We start from the raw sequence: 22,932 nt of genomic DNA on the forward strand, positions 1-22,932 counted from the left end.
CCTGCCATGGTCTCCGCTAGCGCGGCAGCTCCCGCCGCCTCCGCCGGGGCGCGGTCGCGCCGGCGCCCCAGGACAGGCGCGCGGCGGTGGGCGGCGTTCGCGTTCATCGCCCCGACCTGCCTGTACGCGCTCCTGTTCTACGTGTATCCGCTGGTCAGCAATCTGCGGATGGGGTTCCAGGACTACACCGTCAAGTCGTTCTACACCGGGGTCGCCCCCTTCGTCGGGTGGGACAACTACCGCGCGGTCTGGCACGACCCCGCCTTCGGCAGGACCGTGCTGAACACGGTGCTGTTCACGGCGGGCTCGCTGGCCCTGCAGTTCTCCCTCGGCCTGGCCCTGGCGGTCTTCTTCCACCGGCGCTTCCCGCTGAACGGGGTGCTGCGGTCGCTGCTGCTCGTGCCGTGGCTGCTCCCGCTCGTGGTGTCGGGCACGGCCTGGAGGTGGATCCTGGAGACCGACTCCGGCGTGCTCAACCAGACCCTCGGCCACCCGATCCCCTGGCTGGCCAGCACCGACCTGGCCCTGTTGTCCGTCACCCTCGTCAACATCTGGGTCGGCATCCCGTTCAACATGGTGATCCTGTACGGCGGCCTGCAGGCGATCCCGGCGCAGCTGTACGAGGCGGCCGGGCTCGACGGGGCGGGCGCGTGGCAGCGCTTCACCCGCATCACGCTGCCACTGCTGCGCCCGGTCAGCGTGGTGGTGCTGACGCTCGGCCTGATCTACACGCTGAAGGTCTTCGACCTGATCATGGTGCTCACGCAGGGCGGGCCCGCCGACTCCTCGCAGACGCTGACGACCTTCTCCTACGACCTGTCGTTCCAGCGGCTGACGTTCGGGCGGGGGGCGGCCGTGGGGAACGTACTCATCCTCCTCGCCGTCGTCTTCGCGTTCGTCTACCTGAGGGCCACCCGCGACCCCGAAGGGCGGGGAGCGCGGTGAGGGCCCGGAGTCTGGCGACCACCGCGGCGGCGCTGCTGATCCTCGCGGTGATGCTGTTCCCGCTGTACTGGATGGTCAACGCGTCGCTCCTGCCGTCCACCGAGCTGATCGGCGACGAGCCGACCTGGCTGCCCCTGCACGGCACGCTCGACGGCTACCGGAACGCCCTGGCCAGTCAGGGCGGGCACCTCGTCACCAGCCTCGCCGTCTCGCTGGGCACGGTGGCCCTCACGCTCGTGCTCGCCGTCCCGGCGGCGTACGGGCTGGCGCAGCTGCGCGCGCCCGGCGGGCGGGCGCTGCAGTTCGCGCTGCTCGTCGCGCAGATGATCCCGGGCATCGTCATGGCCAACGCGCTCTACATCGCGGCCGACGCGCTCGGCCTGATCAACTCGCCGGTCGCGCTGGTCCTCGCCGACTCCACGCTCTGCGTGCCGTTCGCGATCCTCATCCTGCAGGCGTTCATGCGGTCCATCCCCAGCCAGATCTGCGAGGCCGCCGCGATCGACGGCGCGTCCCGGCTGCGCACGCTCGTCGCGGTGATCCTGCCGGTCAGCAGGAACGCGATGATCGCCGCGGGCCTGTTCTCGTTCCTGTTCGCCTGGGCCGACTTCCTGTTCGCGGTCACCCTGACCACCCGCGACGACTCCGCGCCCGTGACCGTCGGGATCTACCGGTTCATCGGCGCCCACATGACGGACTGGAACAGCGTGATGGCCACGGGGGTCATCGCGTCCGTCCCGGCGGCGGTGCTGATGGTGGTGGCGCAGCGCTACGTCGCCGCGGGCGTCGCCGACAGCGCCGTCAAAGAATGAAGACTGGAGAAATCGTTGTCCCTTCCCTTCACCCGTTCCGGCGACCGGCTGACATGGAGGCATGAGCATCACCTGCTGACGGTCCAGCCGTGGGGGCCCGACAGCGTGCGCGTGCGCGCCGGCGTCCACCGCCTGCTGGACGACCTGCCGGGGGCGCTGGAACCCGAGCCCGCCCCGCGGGAGGCCGAGATCCACATCGGCGCGGACTCCGCCACGCTCACCAACGGCCTGCTGCGGGTCACCGTCACGAGCCGGGACGGACTCCTCACGGCGAGCCGCACCGACACGGGGCAGGAGCTGATCCGCGAGGAGCCCGCGCACTTCTGGTGGCCGGGGGCGCGGCACTACGAGGCACTCGGCGGCGGGCAGTACCGCGTCGAGCAGCGCTTCGCGGCCTACGACGGCGAGCGGGTCTACGGCCTGGGCCAGCACGGCCACGGCCGGTTCGACCAGAAGGGCATGGTGCTCGAACTCCACCAGCGCAACGGCGAGGTGAGCATCCCCTTCGCCGTCTCCAGCCGCGGGTACGGCCTGCTGTGGAACAACCCGGCGGTCGGCCGGGTCGAGCTGGCAGCCAACGGCACCCGCTGGGTCGCCGACCGGGCCAGGCAGCTGGACTACTGGCTGACCACCGGCGAGACCCCGGCGCGGATCCTGTCGAACTACGCGGACGCCACGGGGCACGCCCCGCGCCTCCCGTCCTGGGCCTCCGGCTTCTGGCAGAGCAAGCTGCGCTACGCCACCCAGGACGAGCTGCTCGGTGTGGCCCGGGAGTACGCCCGGCGCGGGCTGCCCCTGTCCGTCATCGTGGTCGACTACCTGCACTGGCGGCACCTCGGCGACTGGGACTTCGACCGGGAGCACTGGCCCGACCCGCGCGCGATGGTCGAGGAACTCCGCGGAATGGGCGTCGAGACGGCGGTGTCCGTGTGGCCGTCGGTCAGCCCGCTGTCGGCAAATTACGGCCCGATGCGCGACGCCGGGCTGCTCGTTGACGCCGGCGACGGGCCGGCCGTCCACGGGGAGTGGCCGGACGCCGGCTCGGGCTCGGATGTCGCCGTCGCCTTCTACGACGCGACCAGCGAGCGGGCCCGCGCCTGGCTGTGGGAACGGCTGCGCGAGAACTACTACGACATCGGCGTGCGGGCATGGTGGCTGGACGCCTGCGAGCCGGAGATGCGCCATCCAGAGCGGCACTCCTACGCCGCCGGGCCGGGCGCCGAGGTCGCCAACCTTTACCCGCGCGAGCACACCCGCGGCATCTACGAGCACATGCGCGCCCAGGGCGAGACCCAGGTCCTCTCGCTGGTGAGGTCCGCCTGGGCGGGTTCGCAGCGCTTCGGCGCGGCCCTGTGGTCGGGCGACATCCCCGCCACGTTCGAGGCGCTCGCGGGCACGGTCAGGGCGGGCCTGAACGTCGCGATGAGCGGCATCCCCTGGTGGACCGCCGACATCGGCGGGTTCCAGGGCGGCGACCCGGACGACCCGGCGTACCGGGAGCTGGTCGTCCGGTGGTTCCAGTACGGCGCGTTCTGCCCGCTGTTCCGCCTGCACGGCCACCGGGATCCGCGCGAGACGCGCAGCTTCGTCGGCGTCTCGGGCGGGCCGAACGAGGTCTGGTCCTTCGGCGACGAGGCCTACCAGGCGATGACCTTCGCCATGCGACGCCGCGAGCTCCTGCGGCCGTACCTGCACGCCCAGTTGCGGGACGGCGAGCGGACCGGGCTCCCGCTGATGCGCCCGCTGCTGCTGGAGTTCCCCGGCGACGAAGCGGCCTGGGACGTCGACGACCAGTTCATGTTCGGCGGCGACCTGCTGGTCGCGCCGGTCCTCGGGCGCGGCGAGCGGGTGCGCGAGGTGTACCTGCCCGACGGCGCCACCTGGACCCACACCGACACCGGGACCCGCCACAAGGGCGGCGCCCGGATCACGGTCGAGGCCCCGCTCGACCGCATCCCCCTGTTCGTCCGAGACGACGCCGACACCCCCCTGTCTCTGGAGGATCTGCGATGAACCGCTTACGACTCGCCTTACTCATGGCCCTCGCCCTGGCCGCCGCGCTGCTGACGGCCGTCCCCGCCCAGGCGGCCTCAGTCACGATCAACCTGGCCGAGCGCGGCAAGGCGCCCACCCGCGCCGGCGCGGGGTTCCTCTACGGCCTCAACCAGAACGGGTCGGGTCCCGCCGACAGCCTGCTGCAGCCCCTGCGCCCGACGCTGTTCCGCGGGGGAGGCGCCCGGATCGCGGGGCACGGCTGGATCGGCGACGGCTACACGGCGGGCAACGGGTACCGGGTGCGGCTCAACTCCGCGCTCGACCAGGCCCGCAGGGTCACCGCCGCCGCGTACGGCGCGACGTACCACCTGCTCGTCTCGGACGTGTGGGGCGCTGACACCGAGCAGCCCTCGACCACCGTCTACCCCTGCGACAACGGCGACTGCTCGAACTGGCGGACGTTCGTCAACCGGCTCGTGACCGACGTCCGCGCCTCCGGCGTCCGCGTGCGCTACGACATCTGGAACGAGCCGGAGGGCACCGGCTTCTGGCCGCGCGGCGTGAACAGCCCGCAGTACTTCCAGATGTGGAACACGGCGGTGAACGAGATCCGCCGCCTCGACCCGTCCGCCGTGATCGTCGGCCCGTCCTTCGGCGGGTACAACCGCACCTGGATCGGCGACTGGCTCACCCGCACCAAGGCGGACGGAACCCTGCCGAACGTCCTGAACTGGCACTTCAGCGGCGACCCCGTGGCAGACGCGAACGACGCGACCGGGCTGCTATCCGCGCGCTCGATCCCGGCGATGCCGTTCACGATCGACGAGTACCTGTTCCCGCAGCAGCAGAACCCGGGCTACCTGGCCTGGTACCTCGACCGGCTGGCCGCCTCCTCGGTGTCCGCGGCGGCCCACGCCATCTGGTCCGACTGCTGCGTCGCCGGCATACTGTCCGGCGCCCTGACGAGCGACCAGCAGCCCACCGGGCAGTGGTGGGTCTACCGCGCCTACGCCCAGCTGACCGGCTCCCTCGTCTCGACCACGAACGGCGACGGCGTCGCCGTGGCCGCGGCCGTGGACCAGAGCCAGAACAGGGCTGTCGCCCTGCTGGGCAACAACTCCGGCCAGACCGGCACGACGACGGTCAGCGTAACCGGCCTGTCCTCCACGCCGTGGCTGGTGAACAACGGCGCCGTGCACGTCCACGTCGAGCGCATCCCGCACCAGAGCCCGCTGTCGGGGCCGCTCGTGGTCTCCGACCAGGACGTCACCGTCTCGGGCGGCTCACTCACCGTCCCCGTCTCCTACCTGTCCGGCACCGACGCCTACACCATCACGCTCACGCCGGGCGGCTCCGGCGGCGGAACCGTCGTCGTGGACGGAAACACCACGGGCACCGGCGCCAACCAGTTCCAGTACGACGCGAACTGGGGGCTCACCACCGGCCTCGCCGACATGTACGCCGGGACGGCCAACTGGAGCCACGTCGCCGGGGCCACCGCGACCTTCCGCTTCACCGGGACGCAGGTGGCGCTGCGCGCCGTGCGCGACGTGGACCAGGGCAGGATGACGGTGTCCGTGGACGGGGGCTCGCCCCAGACCGTGGACAATTACGCCCCCGCCCGCAACGCCTCGGGAGTCGTCTGGACCAGCGCCACCCTGCCGGCCGGACCCCACACCCTCACGATCGTCAACACCGGCCAGCGCAACCCCGCCGGCACGGGCGTCAACATCGCGATCGACCGGGCCGACGTCACCTCCTCGCCGGGGCCCACCACCGTGACGGTGGACGCCAACGTGACCGGCACGGGCACCAACCAGTTCTCCTACAGCAGCGGCTGGGGGCTGGCCACGGGCGTGCCCGACATGTACGCGGGGACGGCCAACTGGAGCTACACCGCGGGCTCGACGGCCACCCTGGCCTTCACTGGCACCCGCGTCGCCCTGCATGCCGTACGGGACGTGGACCAGCAGATCATCGCGGTCTCCGTGGACGGCGGCCAGGAGACGCTCGTCGACGACTACAGCTCCACGCGCAACGCCTCGGGCGTCGTGTGGACGAGCCCCGTCCTCGCGAACGGCGCCCACACCATGCGTGTACGGGTGACCGGGAACCGCAACCCGAGCAGCAGCGGGTTCAACGCCGCGCTCGACAGCGTGGACATCACGACGGGCTGACGTGCGGCGGCGCCTCTCCGGGCATCCGGACCCGGAGAGGCGCCGTACGGCCTGGGTCGGCCGGCTCGGCGGGGGTCGGCCGGCTCGGCGGGCGTCTGGTCGATCCCAACGCGGCCGTCGCGGGCGGCGCGGGCCGGGGGGATCGGCTGATTCGATTACCGGATCGTTGCCTGCCGAAACATGCGCTTCACAGCTTGGACCTCGGGCCTTAGCGTTCTACAGCATTCCCGCAGGCGGATACATCGCTCGGGGACGTTGCACGCCTCATTGCCATGTGAATGGCGTTCCGGACTTATGGGAGGACCTCATGCCCACGGCTGTGAACCAAGCGTGGTGAGTCCGGTGGCCGCGATCACGGTGAGCAGGCTGTCGAAGTCGTTCGGCGGTGTCGTCGCGGTGAATGACGTCTCGTTCGCGGTCTCGAGTGGCGAGGTCGTGGCTTTGGCCGGGGAGAACGGTGCCGGCAAGTCCACCATCAAGAACATCATCGGCGGAACTCTGCGGCCCGACTCCGGGCACGTCAGTTTCGGCGGCGAGATCGCCCATGCGGGAGCGGGCGGCGCGAGGCACTCGGGCGTGGCCACGGTGCACCAGGAGACCAGCCTGTTTCCCGACCTGACGGTCGCCGAGAACATTTTCATCGGCCATCTCAGGTCCTCCCGAGCGATGACGGTCCGGCCCGCGGCCCTGCGGCGCGCCGCCGCCCCCATCCTTCAGCGAGTCGGTGCCGGTTTCGGTCCGGACGCTGTCGTGCGTGAACTCTCCGCCGGGCAGCGTCAGCTGGTAGAGATCGCCAAGGCCCTGGCGGCCGAACCCCGCGCCATCGTGTTCGACGAGCCGACCGCCTCGCTCAATCTCGCCGAACGTGAGCTGATCATGCGGATCGTCGAGCAACTGAGCAGCGACGGAGTGGCGGTCCTCTACATCACCCATTATCTCGAGGAGATCTTCAGACTCAGTCAGCGAGTCGTGGTCATGCGCGATGGGCGGCTCGTGGCCGACCGGCCGACCCGCGAGCTCGACCGCGCCACCCTCGAGTCGCTCATGGTGGGACGCGAACTCGCCCAGGGATACCCGGAGCTTCCGGAACCGCGGTCGGCGATCGCGTTGTCCGTACGTGACCTGAGCGACGACTCCCGGGTCGAAGGGATCTCGTTCGACATCGCCCAGGGCGAGATCTTCGGCCTGGCCGGGCTGATGGGCTCGGGCCGTACCGAGGTCGCCCGGGCGATCTTCGGACTCGCAGGCGGAGCCGGGCAGATCGAGGTGGCCGGACGGCCGCTGCGGCGCGGAGACGTTCGCGCGTCCGTCGGTGCCGGAATCGCATTCGTCACCGAGGACCGGCGGCACGAGGGACTGTTTCTCGAGCGGCCGATCCGCGAAAGCCTCTCCATCGTCGACCTCGACTCGGTCTGCCGTTTGCGGCCGTTCGGATGGCTCGACAATACGGCTGAACGCCAGCTCACCCGAGAACTCGCGACGACCGTGGGCCTGACGGCGCGCGGCGGATTGGACGCGGGCGGCGGCTCGCTGAGCGGCGGCAATCAGCAGAAGGTGGTCCTCGCCAAGTGGCTGAGCAGACAACCCCAACTGATCATTCTGGACGAGCCGACACGCGGTATCGACGTGGGGGCCAAGGCTGAGATCTACCGGCTTCTGGTCGAATTCGCGCACGCCGGCTCGGCGATCCTGCTCATCAGCTCCGAGATGGAGGAAGTTCTCGGGCTGAGTCATCGCGTCGGTGTCATGCACGATGGCCGGTTGGCCGGCATTCTCGACCGGTCGCAGGCGACCCAGGAGGCCGTCATCCGGCTCGCCACTGGGGGTGCCCGATGAAATCTGCTGGCAAATGGTCTGTTCTTGCTCTGCGACGGCAGCCACTTCTGCCGGTGTGGATGGTGCTGCTCCTCACTCTTGCCGGTCTTTATAGCGGATTCGGCACGACGGCGAACCTTCGCAATATCGCCATCCAGGCAAGCCCGCTGATCATCGCCGCGGTCGGCGCGACATTCGTGATCATGACTGCGGGAATCGACCTGTCCGTCGGCTCGATGCTGTTCCTGGCAGCCGCGATCGAGTCCAGCCAGGCGCTCATCTCAGCGCCGACCGGTGCGGTGTTCCTCGCCATCGCTACGGCGGGACTGCTCATGGGCCTGCTCAACGGGGTCGCGGTCGCGATGACCCGGGTCCCCGCCCTGATCGTGACCCTCGCCTCGATGCAGGTCTTTCGAGGGGCCGGCGGTCATATCACCGGCCAGCAGAACATCGATCTTCCCGCGCACCTGCGGGGTATCGGCACAGGGAGCCTCCTCGGCGTCCCCGCTCCGGTTCTGCTCGCCGCGGCGACGGCCCTCGTCGGGGGCATGGTGTTCAGCCGGACCGTGTTCGGCAGATACACCCAGGCGGTGGGGTCCAACCGCGCTGCCGCCCTCAACGCGGGGCTCCCCGTCAGGGCGGTGACGGTCGGTGCGTACGCGCTCGCGGGCCTGCTGGCCGCTGTCGCTTCACTCACTCAGACCGCACGTCTGGGCGCCGTCCAGCCTTCCATCGGTGACGGCTACGAGCTGACGGTGATCACGGCAGTGGTCCTCGGCGGCACCAGCCTGTTCGGGGGGCGGGGAAGCATCACCGGCACCGTCCTCGGTGCTCTCGTCCTCACCACCGCGCAGACGGGGCTGGTCTTCTCCGGAGCCTCGCCCTATGTCTTCGACATCGTCCGTGGCGGCGTCCTTCTCACCGCGGTCATCGCCGCCGGAACGCGGTGGCGGAACCTGGCTCGGACCCAGCGGCTGCCCGGCCGTTCATCGTCCGGCGGGGGCCAGACGATGACGACCGCATGAATCGTGCGTCATGAAATGAAAGGTAACCCCCCATGAAAGCCTCCCCGATCATTCGATCCATGGCAGCGCTCACGGCGTCGTGTCTCGTACTCGCCGCTTGCGGTTCGAACTCGAAGCAGTCCGGATCGGGCACGTCCGGCAAGAAGGTTACGATCGGTGTGAGCTTCGATCTGCTCAACGCGATTCGCCAGGCAGAGAAGACGGCGATCGAGAAGGCGGCCAAGACGGCCGGATACGACGTCATCTTCGACGTCGCCGACAAGGACCCGCAGAAGCAGTCCTCGCAGATCCAGGACCTGATCCAGACGCGCAAGGTCAGCGCGGTGATCGTGATCGCCCAGGACGGTCAGCAGATCGCCTCCTCCATCAGCCTGGCCAGGGCCAGGAACGTTCCGTTCATCGCCATCGACCGGGAGGTCGCCGACCAGCAGAACGTCACGTTCCAGATCACCGGCGACCCCTCGGCCGACGGCCGGCTTTCGGCGACCGAGTTCGCCAATGCGGCCAAGACCAAACCGTTGAAGGTGCTGGAGCTGGTGGGCGCGCTCACCGACCAGAACGCGATCGGCCGCAGGGACGGATTCAACGCCGCTCTCAAGGGCAACCCGGACGTCACCGTCGTCAGCCAGGTCCCCACCAACTGGGATCCGGCCCAGGCCCTGGACGGGACGTCCAACGCGCTCCAGAAGAACCCCGACATCAACGCGATCTTCGTTCCCTCGGACTTCCTGCTGCCGTCGGTGCAGTCCGCGCTGACTTCGGCCAACCGGTTGGCCCCGATCGGAGATCCCAAGCACGTGTTCCTGGTGACCATCGACGGTGACCAGAACGGATGCAAGGCTATGCGGGCCAAGACCCTCGACGCCGACATCGCCACCCCCGTCGACGACTTCGGGCAGCAGGCCATCTCGGCGATCACCACCGCACTGGGCGGGAAGGCCGTCGACCCCAGCACCGTCCAGACGAAGGGTCTGACCCTCAACCAGGCCGGCTTCGCCACGACCAGCCCGCAGGTGTGGGGCTGTGTCGCCTGAATCCGTCCGCGGGGAGGGCACCGCCGAGGTGTCCTCCACCGTGCATACGACTTACTCCACGAAGCGGACGTCGTGGCTGCGCGATCCGGCCCGGCGTCCTGGGTGGTTCGCCGATCTTTCGATGCTGCCCGCGCTGGTCGTCCTCATCGCGGTGCTGAGCCTGCTCACCGATGGGTTGCTGACGCCTTCGAACATCACCAACGTGTTCAGCCAGTCCGCCGTGGTCGCGATCGCGGCGATCGGCGCGACCTTCGTCATCCTGACCGGCGGCATCGACCTGTCCACCGGAAGCGTGATCGGCGCCGGCGGGGTCGCGGGCGCCTGGATCATCACCAGCACCGGTAACGTCCCCGCAGGTGTCGCGGCAGGACTGCTCACCGGAACCGCGATCGGTCTTGTGGTCGGAGCCGTCGTCGCGAGGATGCCTGTCGTCCCGTTCGCTGTGACCCTTGCCGCGCTCTATGTCGTGAGCGGCGGCACCACGCTCCTCAGCCATGGCAAGACGATCGCCCCGGTCCCCTCCGGGTTCATCAGCTTGAGTATCGATGGGCCTGGTGGGGTTCCGTATTCTGTGTGGCTGGCTGTCGTGCTGTACGCCATCGCGCAACTCGTCCTGACTCGCACCGCGTGGGGAAGGCGTGTCCTGCACGTCGGAGCAAATGTCGAGGTCGCTCGCGTCAGCGGCGTCAGCGTCACCCGTACCAAGGCGAGCGTCTACGCCGTCGCGGGTCTGTTCTCGGCGATCGCCGGCATCGTTTTGACTTCCGGGCTCGCCGGAGCAGGCGCGAGCATGGGTAGCCCGCTGCTGCTGAACATCGTGGGCGCCGTCGTCCTGGGCGGCACCAGCTTGACCGGCGGACGGGGCAGCCTGCTGCGTACCGGCATCGGCGTGCTCTTCCTCGGATTTCTCTCCAACGGTATGAGCCTGCTCGGTCTGGCCTCTTTCGACCAGCAAATCGTCACCGGCGTCATCATCTTCATCGCCGCGTCCGCCGATGGACTCCAACGCTGGCTGAGGCGCGGACCCTGAAGCCCAATAGCATTCGCGGCACAGATCGGCGAGTTCCGAAAGACGCTATCGACGCCTCTGGGAAGCGTCGATACGTTCATTTCCAACTGGTTACGGCGCGCTCCTGGCAATCGAACTCCGTCCGCCATTATCGGCGCGCCAAGCGGAAAGGAAATCCATGCCGCGCCCCCATCCCATCCCGCCCGCACCTGCCCGAACCCGCCTCAGCCGCCGCACGCTGGCCTGGGTGCTGGCCGCACTGATCACACTGGTCATGGCACCGCTCACGGCCGTGTCCGGCGTATCACCGGCCGCCGCGGACCCCGGCCTCGACCCCAGCCAGTTCCACGGCGTGCACTGGTCCCGCCTTGGCGACAACTTCACCTTTGACCGGCTCGTCCTGCAGGGGCTGTCCGCGAACGACGACTACAACGCCGCCAGGAGCAAGGCCGACGCCATGTTCGCCGCGTTCCAGAGCGACCTGGGCGCCAACACCGTCCGGCTGCCGATCAACCCCGCCACCACAGCCTGGAACACCTACAACGGCGTCATCGACGCCGCGACGGCCAGGGGCTTCAAGGTCATCCTGTGCTACTGGGTGGAAGACGGTAGCAACAAGGTCGTCGACAGCTACCTGCCCACCTGGAACCAGATGTGGGACACCCTCACCGCCAGGTACCTGAACAACACCCTGGTCTATTTCGACCCGATAAACGAGCCCATCGGATTCACCACCCCCCAGTGGCTGGACTTCGCCGCCAAATGGATAGCCCGCGTGAGTTCGGCCGGCTTTCCCAGGAACCGGATGTTCATCGAGGGCGCCCAAGCCGACGGCGGCGGCTGGGGCACCGACCTGAGGCCGCTGTGCAACGACTCCCGCTTCACCGGCACCTACCTCGGGATGCACCGCTATGCCTTTCCTTATGGCTCGAGGACCTATGACCAGTGGGTCAACGACATCAAGACCTATATGGGCAACTGCTCCGCACGCACCGTCATAGAGGAGTTCGGCGCGGACGCCGACAACGGCATCAACTACAACGCCACGCCCAGCGGCACGACCCCCAAGGAGGTCGCGTTCCTGCGCGCCATCACCGACGTCATCCACGACTACCACCTGGGTGGGATCTGGTGCCACGGCATCGGCGGCAGGACCACGAGCCCGGACCACGACTCGCTGAACATCCTGAGGCTCTACAGCGGGTTCTACGGCGGCACCAACAACCTGCCGCTGTGGACGCCGAACCCCACGGCCGTCGACCGCCTCCAGTACGCCTGGGGCGGGTCCGGCTCGGGCACGAGCCAGCTGCGAAACGTCTTCTACAACAAGTGCCTCGACATACCCGGCATCTCACACAACAACGATGTCCAGCTCCAGGTCTGGGACTGCTGGAACGGCGACAACCAGCGATGGACCAGGCAGTCCAACGGAACGATCACCGTCTACAACGGCACGAAATGCCTGGATTCCTTCGGTTTCGGCAAGACCAACGGCACCCGTGTCGTCATCCATGATTGCTTGGGCAACGCCAACCAGAAGTGGCTCTTCTTCTCCGATGGGACGATCCGCGGAGTCGACTCCAAGCTCTGCCTGGACGCCGACCTGTACAGCGCCCAGAACGTCCAACTGTGGTCATGCGGGAACGGCAACAACCAGAAATGGCAGACCCTCTGACGGGGACGCACGAAGGCCGGTCTCGGAATGAAGACCCGCGACCGGCCCCCTCAGGTTCAAGGTGTGGCCCGGAGATTCTGGCGTTGGCGTCCCAGGTGGTCGATCTCCAGCTCGACCACGTCGCCGGCGCGTAGGTAGGGCCGGCCCGGGCTGCCGAGGGCGACACCCGCGGGCGTCGGGGGCCTTGAATGCTTGGATTGTTTCGACACGCTAACCGCAGGTATTCGGATCACGGAGACCGTTATCCGAATGGCGTCATTCGGATTCCGGCTCTGGCCTGCGGCTATTCGTGGGACGGATGGCGTCGTTCTGTTACTCGCGCTTCATCTGGCGTTGCCCCGGGATCTAGGGTGACTTGCGTGACAGCCTCTGAATCTGGACTTGAACGATTTCAGGATTACTGGTTTGGCATGTTCGCGCATTGGCTGGATCTTGGATGACCGCACCGATGTCGGCCGATATCGCCGTCCCTTTGGTTCCGCTGGAGGGCGTGGATGACGTAGGGCTTGTCCGTGAGCACCTCAGCCGCGGGACGCTCGTGCAGGTGGTCGATGGTGTCGTCGCCGCGATCGATGACATCCCGGCGGGCCACAAGGTTGCCGTGCGCGCCGTCGCCAAGGGTGCGGCCGTTCGCAAGTACGGCGAGGTCATCGGCATCGCGCTGCGGGACATCCTGCCCGGCGCCCACGTTCACATGCACAACCTCGGGGTCGGGCCGCAGAGCCTCGGCCTCGCGACGGTCTCCTCCAAGCCATCGCTGTGGTCTCCGCCGGCCGTCCCGACGCGCGGCCATTTCCTCGGCTACCGCAGACCCGACGGCCGGGCCGCGACCCGTAACTACCTTGCCGTGCTTCCGACGGTGAACTGCTCCTCGACGGTGGCCCGGATGGTCGCACAGGCCGCGAACGCCCAGGTCAGGGTGCCTGGTCTGGACGGGGTCATCGCTCTCACCCACGAACTGGGCTGCGGTATGGCCGAGGGCACCCCCGGCGATGACATCCTGCGCCGCACCCTGCGCGGGTACGCCGGGCACGCGAACATCGCCGGAGTGGTGATGGTCAGTCTGGGCTGCGAGATCAACCAGCCGGAGAACATCTTCGGCGACAGCCTGGCCGTCGAGACCCTCACCATCCAGGAGCTGGGCGGTACGGCCGCCACCGTCAACGCCGCCCTGGACTCCATCGCGGCGATGGCGTCGCAGCTCGCCGGCCTGCGGCGTGAGCCCATTCCGGTCGACGAGCTGGTACTGGGGTTGCAGTGCGGCGGCAGCGACGCCTACTCGGGTCTGACGGCCAATCCGACACTGGGCGTGGCGGCTGATCTGCTGGTAGCCGCTGGTGGTCGGGTCATCCTCGGCGAGACTCCCGAGATCTACGGTGCGGAGCACATGCTGCGCAAGCGGGCCGCCGCGCCGGCGGTCGCCCACCGGATCGACGAACTGATCGCCTGGTGGCAGGCCTATACGGCGAGCAATGACGCGGAGCTGGACAACAACCCGTCCAAGGGCAACCGGGACGGTGGCATCACGACGATCTGGGAGAAGTCGCTGGGTGCGGTCCTGAAGGGCGGTACGAGCCCGCTCAACGATGTCGTCGCGTACGCCGACCCGGTGACCGCCGCGGGGCTGACCTTCATGGACACCCCCGGATATGACCCGGTCTCGGCGACCGGCATGGTCGCCGGCGGGGCCAACCTGCTGGCGTTCACGACCGGCCGAGGGTCGGTCTTCGGGTCGCGCCCGACTCCCTGTCTCAAGATCAGCACGACGACCCGGCTGTACGAGCACATGCGCGCCGACATGGACTTCGACGCGGGCCCGGCGATGTCGCGGGAAGACCAGATCCGCTATGGAATCCTGCTGTTCGAGGCCCTGGTGGACATGGCATCGGGTACGCCGAGCAAGTCCGAGGCGCTCGGGTTCGGCACCGAGGAGATCGTGCCGTGGCGGATGGGAGCCGTAGTATGACGTCAGTTTTCTGGGACGGCCGGGCCACGCTGGGTGAGGGACCGCTGTGGGACGCGCGGATCGACACCCTGTACTGGGTGGACATTGTCGCGGGAACCGTTTTCACCCAGACCGCCGACGCCGAGCGTCCTGCCCGGATCGATGTTCGGGCCCAGGTCGGTTGCCTCGGCCTCACGGATGATCCGCACGTGCTCGTCGCCGGTATGCGCACCGGCTGGCATCTCCTGGACGTCCGTACCGGCGACCGTACGTTCCTGGCCGACCCCGAGGCGGACCGCCCGGCCTGCCGGTTCAACGACGGGTCGGTCGACCCTGCCGGGCGGTTCTGGACCGGTTCGCTGGAGGACGGCGAGACGCGGCCCGAGGGTCGGCTCTACCGGTTGGACGGCGACGGCGCCTACACCGTCGTCGATGAGGGCTTCTACTGCTCCAACGGCATCGACTGGTCGCCGGACGGGCGGCGGATGTACTTCGTCGACTCCCGCGACGACGTGATCTACCGGTACGCCTTCGACGTCGAGTCAGGGGAGGCGACGGCTCGTCAGGTCTTCGCGGACACCTCGTCGCTCCCCGGTATCCCCGATGGGCTTCGGGTCGACGCCGCGGGTGACGTCTGGTGCGCCTTCTGGGACGGAGCCCACGTGACCCGCTTCACCCCCGATGGCGTCGTGGCCGAGCAGGTGCGGGTTCCGGTCATCCGTCCGACGAGCATCGCTTTCGGCGGACCTCAGCTCCAGACGATGTACATCACCTCGGCGTCCATTGGCCTCACCTCCTCCCAGTTGGACACGTGGCCGCTGGCAGGGGCGGTACTGCGGCGCGACGTCGACACCCCGGGACGGCCGTCGACCCCCTTCCGCCTTTCACGAGAGGTCATCGCATGAGATTCAGCGAGAAGGTCGCCGTCGTCACCGGCGCCGACTCCGGTATCGGCCGGGCGACGGCGGTTCGGCTTCTGCGCGAGGGAGCCACGGTGGTAGCGGTCGACCTGAAGCACACCAGGCCGTGGCCGGACCACGTAGAGGGGCACCTTCGCCTGCTCGACCTGGACGTCGCGGACCTGGATGCGGCGCGGTCGCTGGAGGAGTACCTGCGCGGGGAGTTCCAGCAGGTCGACGTGCTGGCCAACGTCGCCGGAATCCTGCATATCGCACCCTTCCTTCAGGTCTCACGGGCCGATTGGGATCGCGTCATCGCGGTGAACCTGACAGGGGTCTTCTTCCTGAGCCAGGCCGTCGCCGGCATCATGGTCGATCACGGCACGCCCGGCCGCATCGTCAACGTCTCCTCAGTCCACGCCGTGGTATCCGAGCCGAACGCCGCGCCCTACACGGCGACCAAGGGCGGGCTCGAGGCGATGACCCGCACGATGGCATCGGAGTTGGCTCCCTTCGGCATCACCGTGAACTGCGTACGCCCGGGCGCCACCCGGACCAACATGAGCGAGCCCATTTACACCCCCGAGATCGTCAGCTCTCTGACGGCGAAGATCCCGCTGGGGAAGATCGCGCCGCCCGAGTGGGTGGCCTCCGCCATCGCCTACCTCGCGTCCGAAGAGGCGTGCTACACCACAGGCGCTTGCTTGGACGTCGACGGCGGATACGCCATGGACGGTTCGCTGCCCGGATCGGCGTACTCATGAGCACCGTCGCCGTGGTGACGGGCGCGGCTTCCGGTATCGGCCGCGCCACCGCTCGACGCCTGGCCCGCGAGGGCTACGAGGTCGCGATGATGGATCTCGACGTCACCGGTCTCGTCGAGACGGCCACACTGATCCAGCAGACCGGTGGCCTGGCGCACCCCTTCACCGTCGACCTGTGCGACCCGCTGGCCGTGGGGTCGGTGACCCGGGAGATCGCTGTCACAGTCGGCGCCCCGGAAGTGCTGGTGAACGTGGCCGGGATCGGCCTGGCCGCGACCGTCCTGGAGACGAGTGACGCGGATTGGAACCGCGTCATGGCGGTGAACCTCACTGGACCGTTCCTCACCATCCGGGCGACCCTGCCGTTGATGCTCGACCGCGGCAGCGGCGTGATCATCAACATCGCCTCCGTGGGCGGTCAGGTCGGGCTGGCTCGCCGGGCGGCGTACTGCGCGTCCAAAGCCGGGCTGGTCGGCCTCACCCGAGCGGTCGCTGTCGACCACGCACGCGAAGGAATCCGCTGCGTGGCAATCTGCCCCGGAACCGTGGAGACCGAGGTGGTCGGGAAGATCCTCGCGAACGCGCCGGATCCGGCAGCGGCCCGCGCGGCGATGGCGGCGCGGCAGCTGGACGGGCGCATGGGGTCACCGGACGAGATCGCGGCCATGGTCGCTTTCCTCGCGGGGCCCGAGGGCCGGTTCGTCAACGGGGCCGCGCTCGTCCTCGACGGAGGGATGACGGCGGCATGAGGGCCCCGACCGTCGCCGATGCTCGAGCGATCTCCGCCGACAGGCGCCGCGACAGCCGGCGGGTCCTGGCAGGGAAGATGGTGGAACTGGCCGAACTTAATCTAGATTCTCTGGTTGTGGTGAACCCAGGCTGCCAGCGTCAGCTGATCACGGCGGTGCGCCGCGCTCGGCTGGGTACGCGGGCGCTCCACCTGGCGGAGCTTGTCGCCATGGCTCAAGCGGGAACGGCGGACGGATGAACGGCTCGCCGGCCCCTTCGAACGATCGCCCCGCCGACGAGATCGTCGATCTCGCCCCACGCGATCCGCGGGACGCCATGTCGCTGCAGACCGCCTGGTTGCGCAGTTTCCTCGCGGTGGCGGACAAAGGCGGATTCGGCGCCGCCACCCTCGGCCTGCATCTGTCGCAGTCGCGAGTCAGCGCCCACATCGCAGCCCTGGAACATGCCCTCGGAGTGACCCTCTTCGATCGCAAGGCACGGCCCATCTGCACAACCGAGGCGGGTGAGCTGTTCCGCGGACACGCCCTGAACGCCCTCCTCGAGCTCCAACGCGGCATCGAGGCCGCCCGCAGCACGCTCGACAACTTCGTCGCGCACGTCAAGATCGGCAGCTATCCGAGCGTCAGCTCGACGTACCTTCCCTCGGTGTTGCGGGAGCTGACGTCGAAATACCCGGGCATCACGATCGAGCTCCAGGAGGGAACCGCCTCGACACTGGAGGAAATGGTCGTCAGCGGGGCCGTCGACCTCGCGTTCCGGCCGCTGCTCCCGAAGATGCACGAGACCACGCTCTGCCATCGAACCATCTGGCGCGAGGACATCGTCGCCGTGATGCGCGAGCAGGACCCCCTCACCCAGAAGACCTCGGTCAGCGTCGACGACATCCTGCAGCGGCCACTGATCGGCAACCCGGCCGGCAGCGAGGACGACGGCGGCGGATTCGACCTGCGCAACACCCTGGGCGACGAGGCTGGACGAGCCGACATCGCCTACCTCACCGACCAGCCGGCGACCTTGGTCGCACTGGTCCGCTCCGCCTTCGGCATCGGCGTCATCAACCGCCTCGCCCTGGAGACCACCAGCACCGAAGGCCTCGCGATCCGCACCATAGACTCCCCCACCGCCCGCCGAGAAGTCGCCCTCTTCTGGACCAGACGCCGCTCAGACGCCGCAGTCGTCAAAGCCTTCCTAGACGCCCAGGAACGGGCCCAACTCCCCCCCGGCGTACAAGCCATCCCAAGCTAGATACCGGACCCCCATGGAGGACTGTGCAGTGCAGCCCTGTGCCTGGGCCAACAGGTCCCGGTCAGGCACGGCGGCAGCGATGGAGAACCTCATCCAACTGCTCCGCGCGGGCGATCCGGCATCCTGGCCGACGACATCCGTAACTCATCGGCCGAGCCCCGGCAGGTGATCGCCTCTGGTGCGGCGGGTCGCGCCGCACCAGAGGCCTCCCCACCAGGAGGGCGCGAGGGTCAGCAGGTGGAGTTGGTCTGGGTGAGCAGGCCCAGGCGCCAGGGCAGGGAGTTGTAGTCGCCGCCGGCGTTCGGGTCCAGGCCTTGGTAGAGGTAGCGCATGTTGCACGGGCTGATGGTGAGGGTCTGGTCGACCGCGGTGCGGACCATCTCGCCGTGGCTGATGTCGCGGGTCCAGGCGGTGCCGCTGAAGGTGACGTTGTTGGACCGGGCGAAGGGGTTGCTCTCGGTGGCGGCGTGCTGGTCCCACGGTCCGGTGATGCTGGGGGCGGTCCAGGACCGGAACCATCTGCGGCCGTCGGAGCCGATGGCCTCGACGATCATCAGGTACTGGTTCTGTCCTTGCACCTTGTAGACGTTGGAGGCTTCGAACAGGTTGTTCTTGTTGGAGTCCTGCATCGCGATGACGGTGTTAGTGAACCCGTTGGGGAAGCTGGCCAGGCTGGTCTGGGAGCGGTACAGGTGCCCGTTGTCGTCGGAGGAGAACAGGTAGCAGTTGGCGCTGTCGCAGATCACCCACATGTCGACCCAGTAGCCGTTGCCGATGTTCTGCTGGATGATGCTGGGCATGCTGGAGTAGAAGTTCTTCGGCGCGCTCCACCCGTTGGGGTTGGAGATGTCGGGGTTCGTGGAGTAGGAGGCGTTGCCGGTCTGGTAGACCAGGTACCACAGGTTCTGCGGCGCGAAGTAGAACACCTGCGGGGCCGCCCGATAGCCGGAGCCGATCGGGGTGCGGTCGAGGTAGTAGTGCGTCGCCGAGGCGGCCTGCGACCAGTCGGTGAAGTTGAGGTACACCAGGTTGTAGCCCGAGGACTGGGCGGTGCTGGCGAACACGTGGTACTTGCCGTTGTAGTACACCACCGTCGGGTCCTTGATGCCCGCGATGTTGTGCGTCGAGTCCGGCTTCGGCGCGATCAGCGCGCCACTGGAACTCCACCGCAGGCTCGACGGCAGCGTCCCCCCACCGGGCGTCGGAGTCGGCGTGGGGCTGGGTGATCCGGAGCCGCCGTTCCAGGTCCATTTCTGGTTGGTGCCGCTCCAGCAGGTGTAGAGCTGGATTTGGGTGCCGTTGGCGGTGCCTGCGCCGATGGCGTCCAGGCACAGTCCGGACTGCACCCCGGCGATGGTGCCGTCGGAGTTCAGGCGCCACTTTTGGTTGTCGCCGCCCCAGCAGGAGTAGATCTGCACCTTGGCGCCGGTGCCGGTGCCGGCCGCGTCCAGGCACTTGTTGCCGTAGACCCTGATCTCGCCGGCCGAGGTGGAGGTCCACTGCTGGTTGCCCTGCCCGTTGCAGTCCCACAACTGCACCAAAGTGCCGTCAGTGGTGGCGGAGTTGGGCACGTCCAGACAGCGGCCGGACGCGACACCCTTTATCTGCCCGGCGCCGCCGGCCGGTCCCGTGGGAGTCGGTGTGGGCGTCGGGGTCGGGGTGGGCGAGGGGTTGGGGCCGGCGGCGTTGAGGGCGTTGAGGACCGAGGTGTAGGCGGCCTTCTTGTTGCCGTTGCCGTCGAACAGGAGCGGGGTGTCGCCCGAGCGCCAGGAGTCGCTGTCACGCACGCCCCACACCGTGATGCCGACGCACCGCGACACGGCCAGGCAGTCGTTGACCACATTGGCGTAGGTCGTGGCCGAGGCGCCCTGGATGTCCAGTTCGGTGATGGCAACGTCCACGCCGAGCGCGGCGAAATTGGAGATCGTGGTGCGGAAGTTGCTGTTGTAGGCGCTGCCGCTGTTGAAGTGGCCCTGCAAGCCGACGCAGTCGATCGGCACGCCGCGGGACTTGAAGTCCTTGACCATGTTGTAGACGCCCTGCGTCTTGGCCCAGGTCCAGTTGTCGATGTTGTAGTCGTTGTAGCAGAGCTTCACCGAGGGGTCGGCCGCGCGGGCGGTGCGGAAGGCCACCTCGATCCAGTCGTTGCCCGTGGCCTGCAGGTTGGACTGGCGCCGGCCGCCGTTGCTGTCGTCGAAGGCCTCGTTGACCACGTCCCAGTAGGCGAGCTTGCCCTTGTAGTGGGCCATCACGCCGTTGATGTGGTTGATCATCGCCTGGCGCAGCGCGCTGCCGGACAGGGACTGCATCCAGCCCGGCTGCTGGGAGTGCCAGGCCAGGGTGTGCCCGCGGACCTGCTTGCCGTTCTGCACGGCCCAGTTGTAGACCCGGTCACCGTTGGTGAAGTTGAACTGGCCCTGCTGGGGCTCGGTGGCGTCGATCTTCATCTCGTTCTCGGGCGTCACCATGTTGAACTCGCGGTTGGCGATCGTGGTGTACGCCGAGTCGCCGAGCTTGCCGGCGCTGATCGCGGTGCCGAAGTACCGGCCGCTCTGCGCCGCCGCGGCGCCGAGCGTGCTCTCAGCGGCATCGGCCGGACCCGGCAACGTCAGCGCCGTGATCGTGCCGAGAACGCCGAGAGCGCCGGCGAGCACGACCCGCAGGCTGCGGAGAGGTCGCCGGGTTCCAGGCGGATGTATGGCGTTTGCGCCCATGCTTGAGCCTCCATAAGGAATCACGGGGAAAGCGGAAGGAGGGAGAACGCGGGAAACACCCCGCGGCACCGACGCCGCACCCCATCACCGGGGGCGCACACCACAAGGACGTCGCGGACGACTGCTCCCGCCACGCACCACCGAGCTGACAGGAGAGAACCGTCTCGGGGACTCAGTGTGGAAACATCCCCGAAATAAGTCAAGCCTGCAGCCGAAAGTTTCGGCTTCGCTTCCTCGAAGTGCCCAGTGACCTCGCACAACGCCTGTCCTCACTTGCTGGAAATTGCGATCCACGCCGGAGATGGGGCCAGAGTGATGAAAGTTTCAGCACAATGCCGTGTGCGTCGGAGTGCGAGGACGCCGATAACACCAGATCGGCCGCACCGAAGCTCCGGGCGCTTGCGGCGCGCCTTGTGCCCGGTCCTTGACGGCACCTCCCTGTCTCGTATTTGCTCCGCCCACACCACCCCGTACACCGACGGAGAAGGGAGCTAGCCGACCGGCAAAATGTTAACGCTAACAAGTTTACGATCTTGTCCGCGACGCGTCGGCGGCCGGAGGCCGTGAACCCGGGACAGACACCACGTCCACGCGGTCCACCGGTCGCCGGCATCCCGGCAGGAGGTTGTCCGTCCAGGCAGAGAGCCGAAGCGGCCGGCATATGGGCTCGCCGCGACGGCGGGGCCCGCGACAGAACGGCCGGCCGTGCGGGGCGGACCCCGCGTCCGGCCGCACAGGCCACCACCTCACCACGCTCGCCGCCGAGATGGCCCGATCGTTGGATCTGTTATCGCTCACAGCGACCCGGCGTGGTCGCCGATGCCCGAAAGAGGTTGAGCATGCTCATGTGGAGACGATGGTGCGCCGGGGCGTTCCTGATGGTGGTCGCGGTGGCGTTGGGCGCGGTGAGCGGGACGGGGGCCGCGAGCGCGGAGTCCAACGGCGGGGTGCGGGTGATGCCGCTGGGTGACTCGATCACCGAGGGCACGCAGGTGCCGGGCGGGTACCGGATCGGGTTGTGGCAGCGCCTGGCCTCCGGCCGCTACACGATCGACTTTGTCGGATCCCAGTTCAACGGGCCGGGAAACCTCGGTGACCACGACCACGAGGGACATCCCGGGTGGCGGATCGACCAGATCGACGCCAACATCGCCGGCTGGGCGCGGACGTACAACCCGCGCACGGTGCTGTTGCACATCGGCACCAACGACGTGCTGCAGAACTACAACGTGAGCAGCGCGCCCCAGCGGCTGTCCACGCTGATCGACCACATCACCACGGCCGTGCCCAACGCGGACGTGTTCGTCGCGACCATCATCCCGCTGTCGAACTCCAGCCAGGAAGCCGCCGCCCGCACCTTCAACGCGGCCATCCCCGGCATCGTTCAGAGCAAGGTGAACTCCGGCAAGCACGTCCACCTGGTCGACATGTACGCCAAGCTGACCACCGCCGACCTGGTCGACGGTATTCACCCCACTGCCACCGGCTACGACAAGATGGCCGCCGCGTGGTACACCGCACTCCAGGCCGTCCCCGGCAGCATCGGCCAGCCGGGCGGTTCCAGCCCCAGCCCGAGCCCGTCGCCCTCGGGGGGTACGACCGCGATTCGCGGCGTGGGGTCCGCGCGGTGCCTGGATGTCACCGGCGCGTCGCAGACCAGCGGCACGCAGGTGCAGATCTGGGACTGCAACGGGCAGGCCAACCAGCAGTGGACGCTGACCTCCGCAGGTGAGTTGCGGGTGTACGGCAACAAGTGCCTGGACGTCTACCACCAGAGCACCGCCGACGGTACCCAGGTGCAGATCTGGGACTGTAACGGCCAGAGCAACCAGAAGTGGCGCCTCAACGCCGACGGAAGCATCACCGCGGTCGGCGCGAGCAAATGCTTGGACGTGCCGAACAACTCCACCGCCAACGGCGTAAAACTGCAGATCTGGTCGTGCAGTGGCGCCGCCAACCAGCGCTGGATCCGCATCTGACCCGCATCCCTTCGCTGTGGACACCCGAGAAGGCCGCTCCGGTGGCGGCCACCACCCGGTATCGGCCGAGCCGGCTCGACGGAGCGCCGGCCCTGACGAGAAAGCCCCCAGCGACGCGGAGTGAGAGCCCGCGAGATCCGGGCCACGTC

At 68.3% G+C, this 22,932-nt stretch carries 16 protein-coding genes; 15 read left to right on the forward strand and 1 reads right to left on the reverse strand.

The features are described 5' to 3' along the window. Positions 1–6: 6 nt before the first annotated feature. The 14 genes from OG589_RS37325 (at position 7) to OG589_RS37390 (ending at position 18,090) form a co-directional block, all read left to right on the forward strand. Positions 7–945, forward strand: a complete 939-nt coding sequence (locus OG589_RS37325) for a carbohydrate ABC transporter permease (RefSeq protein WP_405143099.1) — start codon at positions 7–9, stop codon at positions 943–945. Continuing rightward, entirely contained in the window at positions 942–1,757 is an 816-nt protein-coding gene (locus OG589_RS37330) for a carbohydrate ABC transporter permease (RefSeq protein ID WP_405143100.1), read from the forward strand. The genes OG589_RS37325 and OG589_RS37330 overlap by 4 nt, the downstream gene beginning before the upstream one ends. Before the next feature lie 15 nt (positions 1,758–1,772). Continuing rightward, positions 1,773–3,770, forward strand: a complete 1,998-nt coding sequence (locus OG589_RS37335) for a TIM-barrel domain-containing protein (protein ID WP_405143102.1) — start codon at positions 1,773–1,775, stop codon at positions 3,768–3,770. Next, a complete protein-coding gene (locus OG589_RS37340) occupies positions 3,767–5,929 on the forward strand; it encodes a hypothetical protein (RefSeq protein WP_405143104.1) in 2,163 nt (720 codons plus the stop codon). Before OG589_RS37335 ends, OG589_RS37340 begins: the two co-directional genes overlap by 4 nt. A 342-nt stretch (positions 5,930–6,271) precedes the next feature. Next, positions 6,272–7,765, forward strand: a complete 1,494-nt coding sequence (locus tag OG589_RS37345; protein WP_405143106.1) for a sugar ABC transporter ATP-binding protein — start codon at positions 6,272–6,274, stop codon at positions 7,763–7,765. A gap of 59 nt (positions 7,766–7,824) precedes the next feature. Beyond that, complete coding sequence (locus tag OG589_RS37350) at positions 7,825–8,769, forward strand: ABC transporter permease (RefSeq protein ID WP_405143108.1); 945 nt, start codon at positions 7,825–7,827, stop codon at positions 8,767–8,769. A 158-nt stretch (positions 8,770–8,927) separates the two neighbouring features. Further along, entirely contained in the window at positions 8,928–9,803 is an 876-nt protein-coding gene (locus OG589_RS37355; protein WP_405143110.1) for a sugar ABC transporter substrate-binding protein, read from the forward strand. Positions 9,804–9,831: 28 nt separating this feature from the next. Continuing rightward, positions 9,832–10,833, forward strand: coding sequence for an ABC transporter permease (locus OG589_RS37360; protein ID WP_405143112.1), 1,002 nt, complete (start codon positions 9,832–9,834; stop codon positions 10,831–10,833). Between the two features lie 157 nt (positions 10,834–10,990). After that, positions 10,991–12,487 carry a ricin-type beta-trefoil lectin domain protein gene (locus tag OG589_RS37365; protein WP_405143113.1) on the forward strand — a complete coding sequence of 499 codons (1,497 nt, stop codon included), beginning with the start codon at positions 10,991–10,993 and terminating at the stop codon, positions 12,485–12,487. A 490-nt stretch (positions 12,488–12,977) separates the two neighbouring features. Further along, positions 12,978–14,453 (forward strand): UxaA family hydrolase, encoded by a 1,476-nt coding sequence (locus OG589_RS37370; RefSeq protein ID WP_405143115.1) that lies wholly within the window; start codon positions 12,978–12,980, stop codon positions 14,451–14,453. Beyond that, the gene (locus OG589_RS37375; RefSeq protein ID WP_405143116.1) at positions 14,450–15,337 is read left to right on the forward strand and encodes an SMP-30/gluconolactonase/LRE family protein; all 888 of its coding nucleotides are present in this window, start codon (positions 14,450–14,452) and stop codon (positions 15,335–15,337) included. The genes OG589_RS37370 and OG589_RS37375 overlap by 4 nt, the downstream gene beginning before the upstream one ends. Then, positions 15,334–16,095, forward strand: coding sequence for an SDR family NAD(P)-dependent oxidoreductase (locus OG589_RS37380; protein ID WP_405143118.1), 762 nt, complete (start codon positions 15,334–15,336; stop codon positions 16,093–16,095). Before OG589_RS37375 ends, OG589_RS37380 begins: the two co-directional genes overlap by 4 nt. Beyond that, on the forward strand, positions 16,092–16,844 hold the full coding sequence (locus OG589_RS37385) for an SDR family NAD(P)-dependent oxidoreductase (RefSeq protein ID WP_405143120.1): 753 nt from the start codon (positions 16,092–16,094) through the stop codon (positions 16,842–16,844). Before OG589_RS37380 ends, OG589_RS37385 begins: the two co-directional genes overlap by 4 nt. Before the next feature lie 235 nt (positions 16,845–17,079). Next, positions 17,080–18,090 (forward strand): LysR family transcriptional regulator, encoded by a 1,011-nt coding sequence (locus OG589_RS37390; RefSeq protein WP_405143122.1) that lies wholly within the window; start codon positions 17,080–17,082, stop codon positions 18,088–18,090. Between the two features lie 230 nt (positions 18,091–18,320). On the opposite strand, the gene OG589_RS37395 is transcribed toward OG589_RS37390, so the two are convergent. After that, complete coding sequence (locus OG589_RS37395; protein ID WP_405143123.1) at positions 18,321–20,744, reverse strand: non-reducing end alpha-L-arabinofuranosidase family hydrolase; 2,424 nt, start codon at positions 20,742–20,744, stop codon at positions 18,321–18,323. Positions 20,745–21,643: 899 nt separating this feature from the next. On the opposite strand from OG589_RS37395, the gene OG589_RS37400 reads away from it, so the two are divergent. Further along, on the forward strand, positions 21,644–22,783 hold the full coding sequence (locus OG589_RS37400; RefSeq protein WP_405143125.1) for a lectin: 1,140 nt from the start codon (positions 21,644–21,646) through the stop codon (positions 22,781–22,783). Positions 22,784–22,932 lie beyond the last annotated feature (149 nt).

It is taken from the genome of Sphaerisporangium sp. NBC_01403 (assembly GCF_045040145.1).
In the GTDB taxonomy this organism is placed as follows: domain Bacteria; phylum Actinomycetota; class Actinomycetes; order Streptosporangiales; family Streptosporangiaceae; genus Sphaerisporangium; species Sphaerisporangium viridialbum.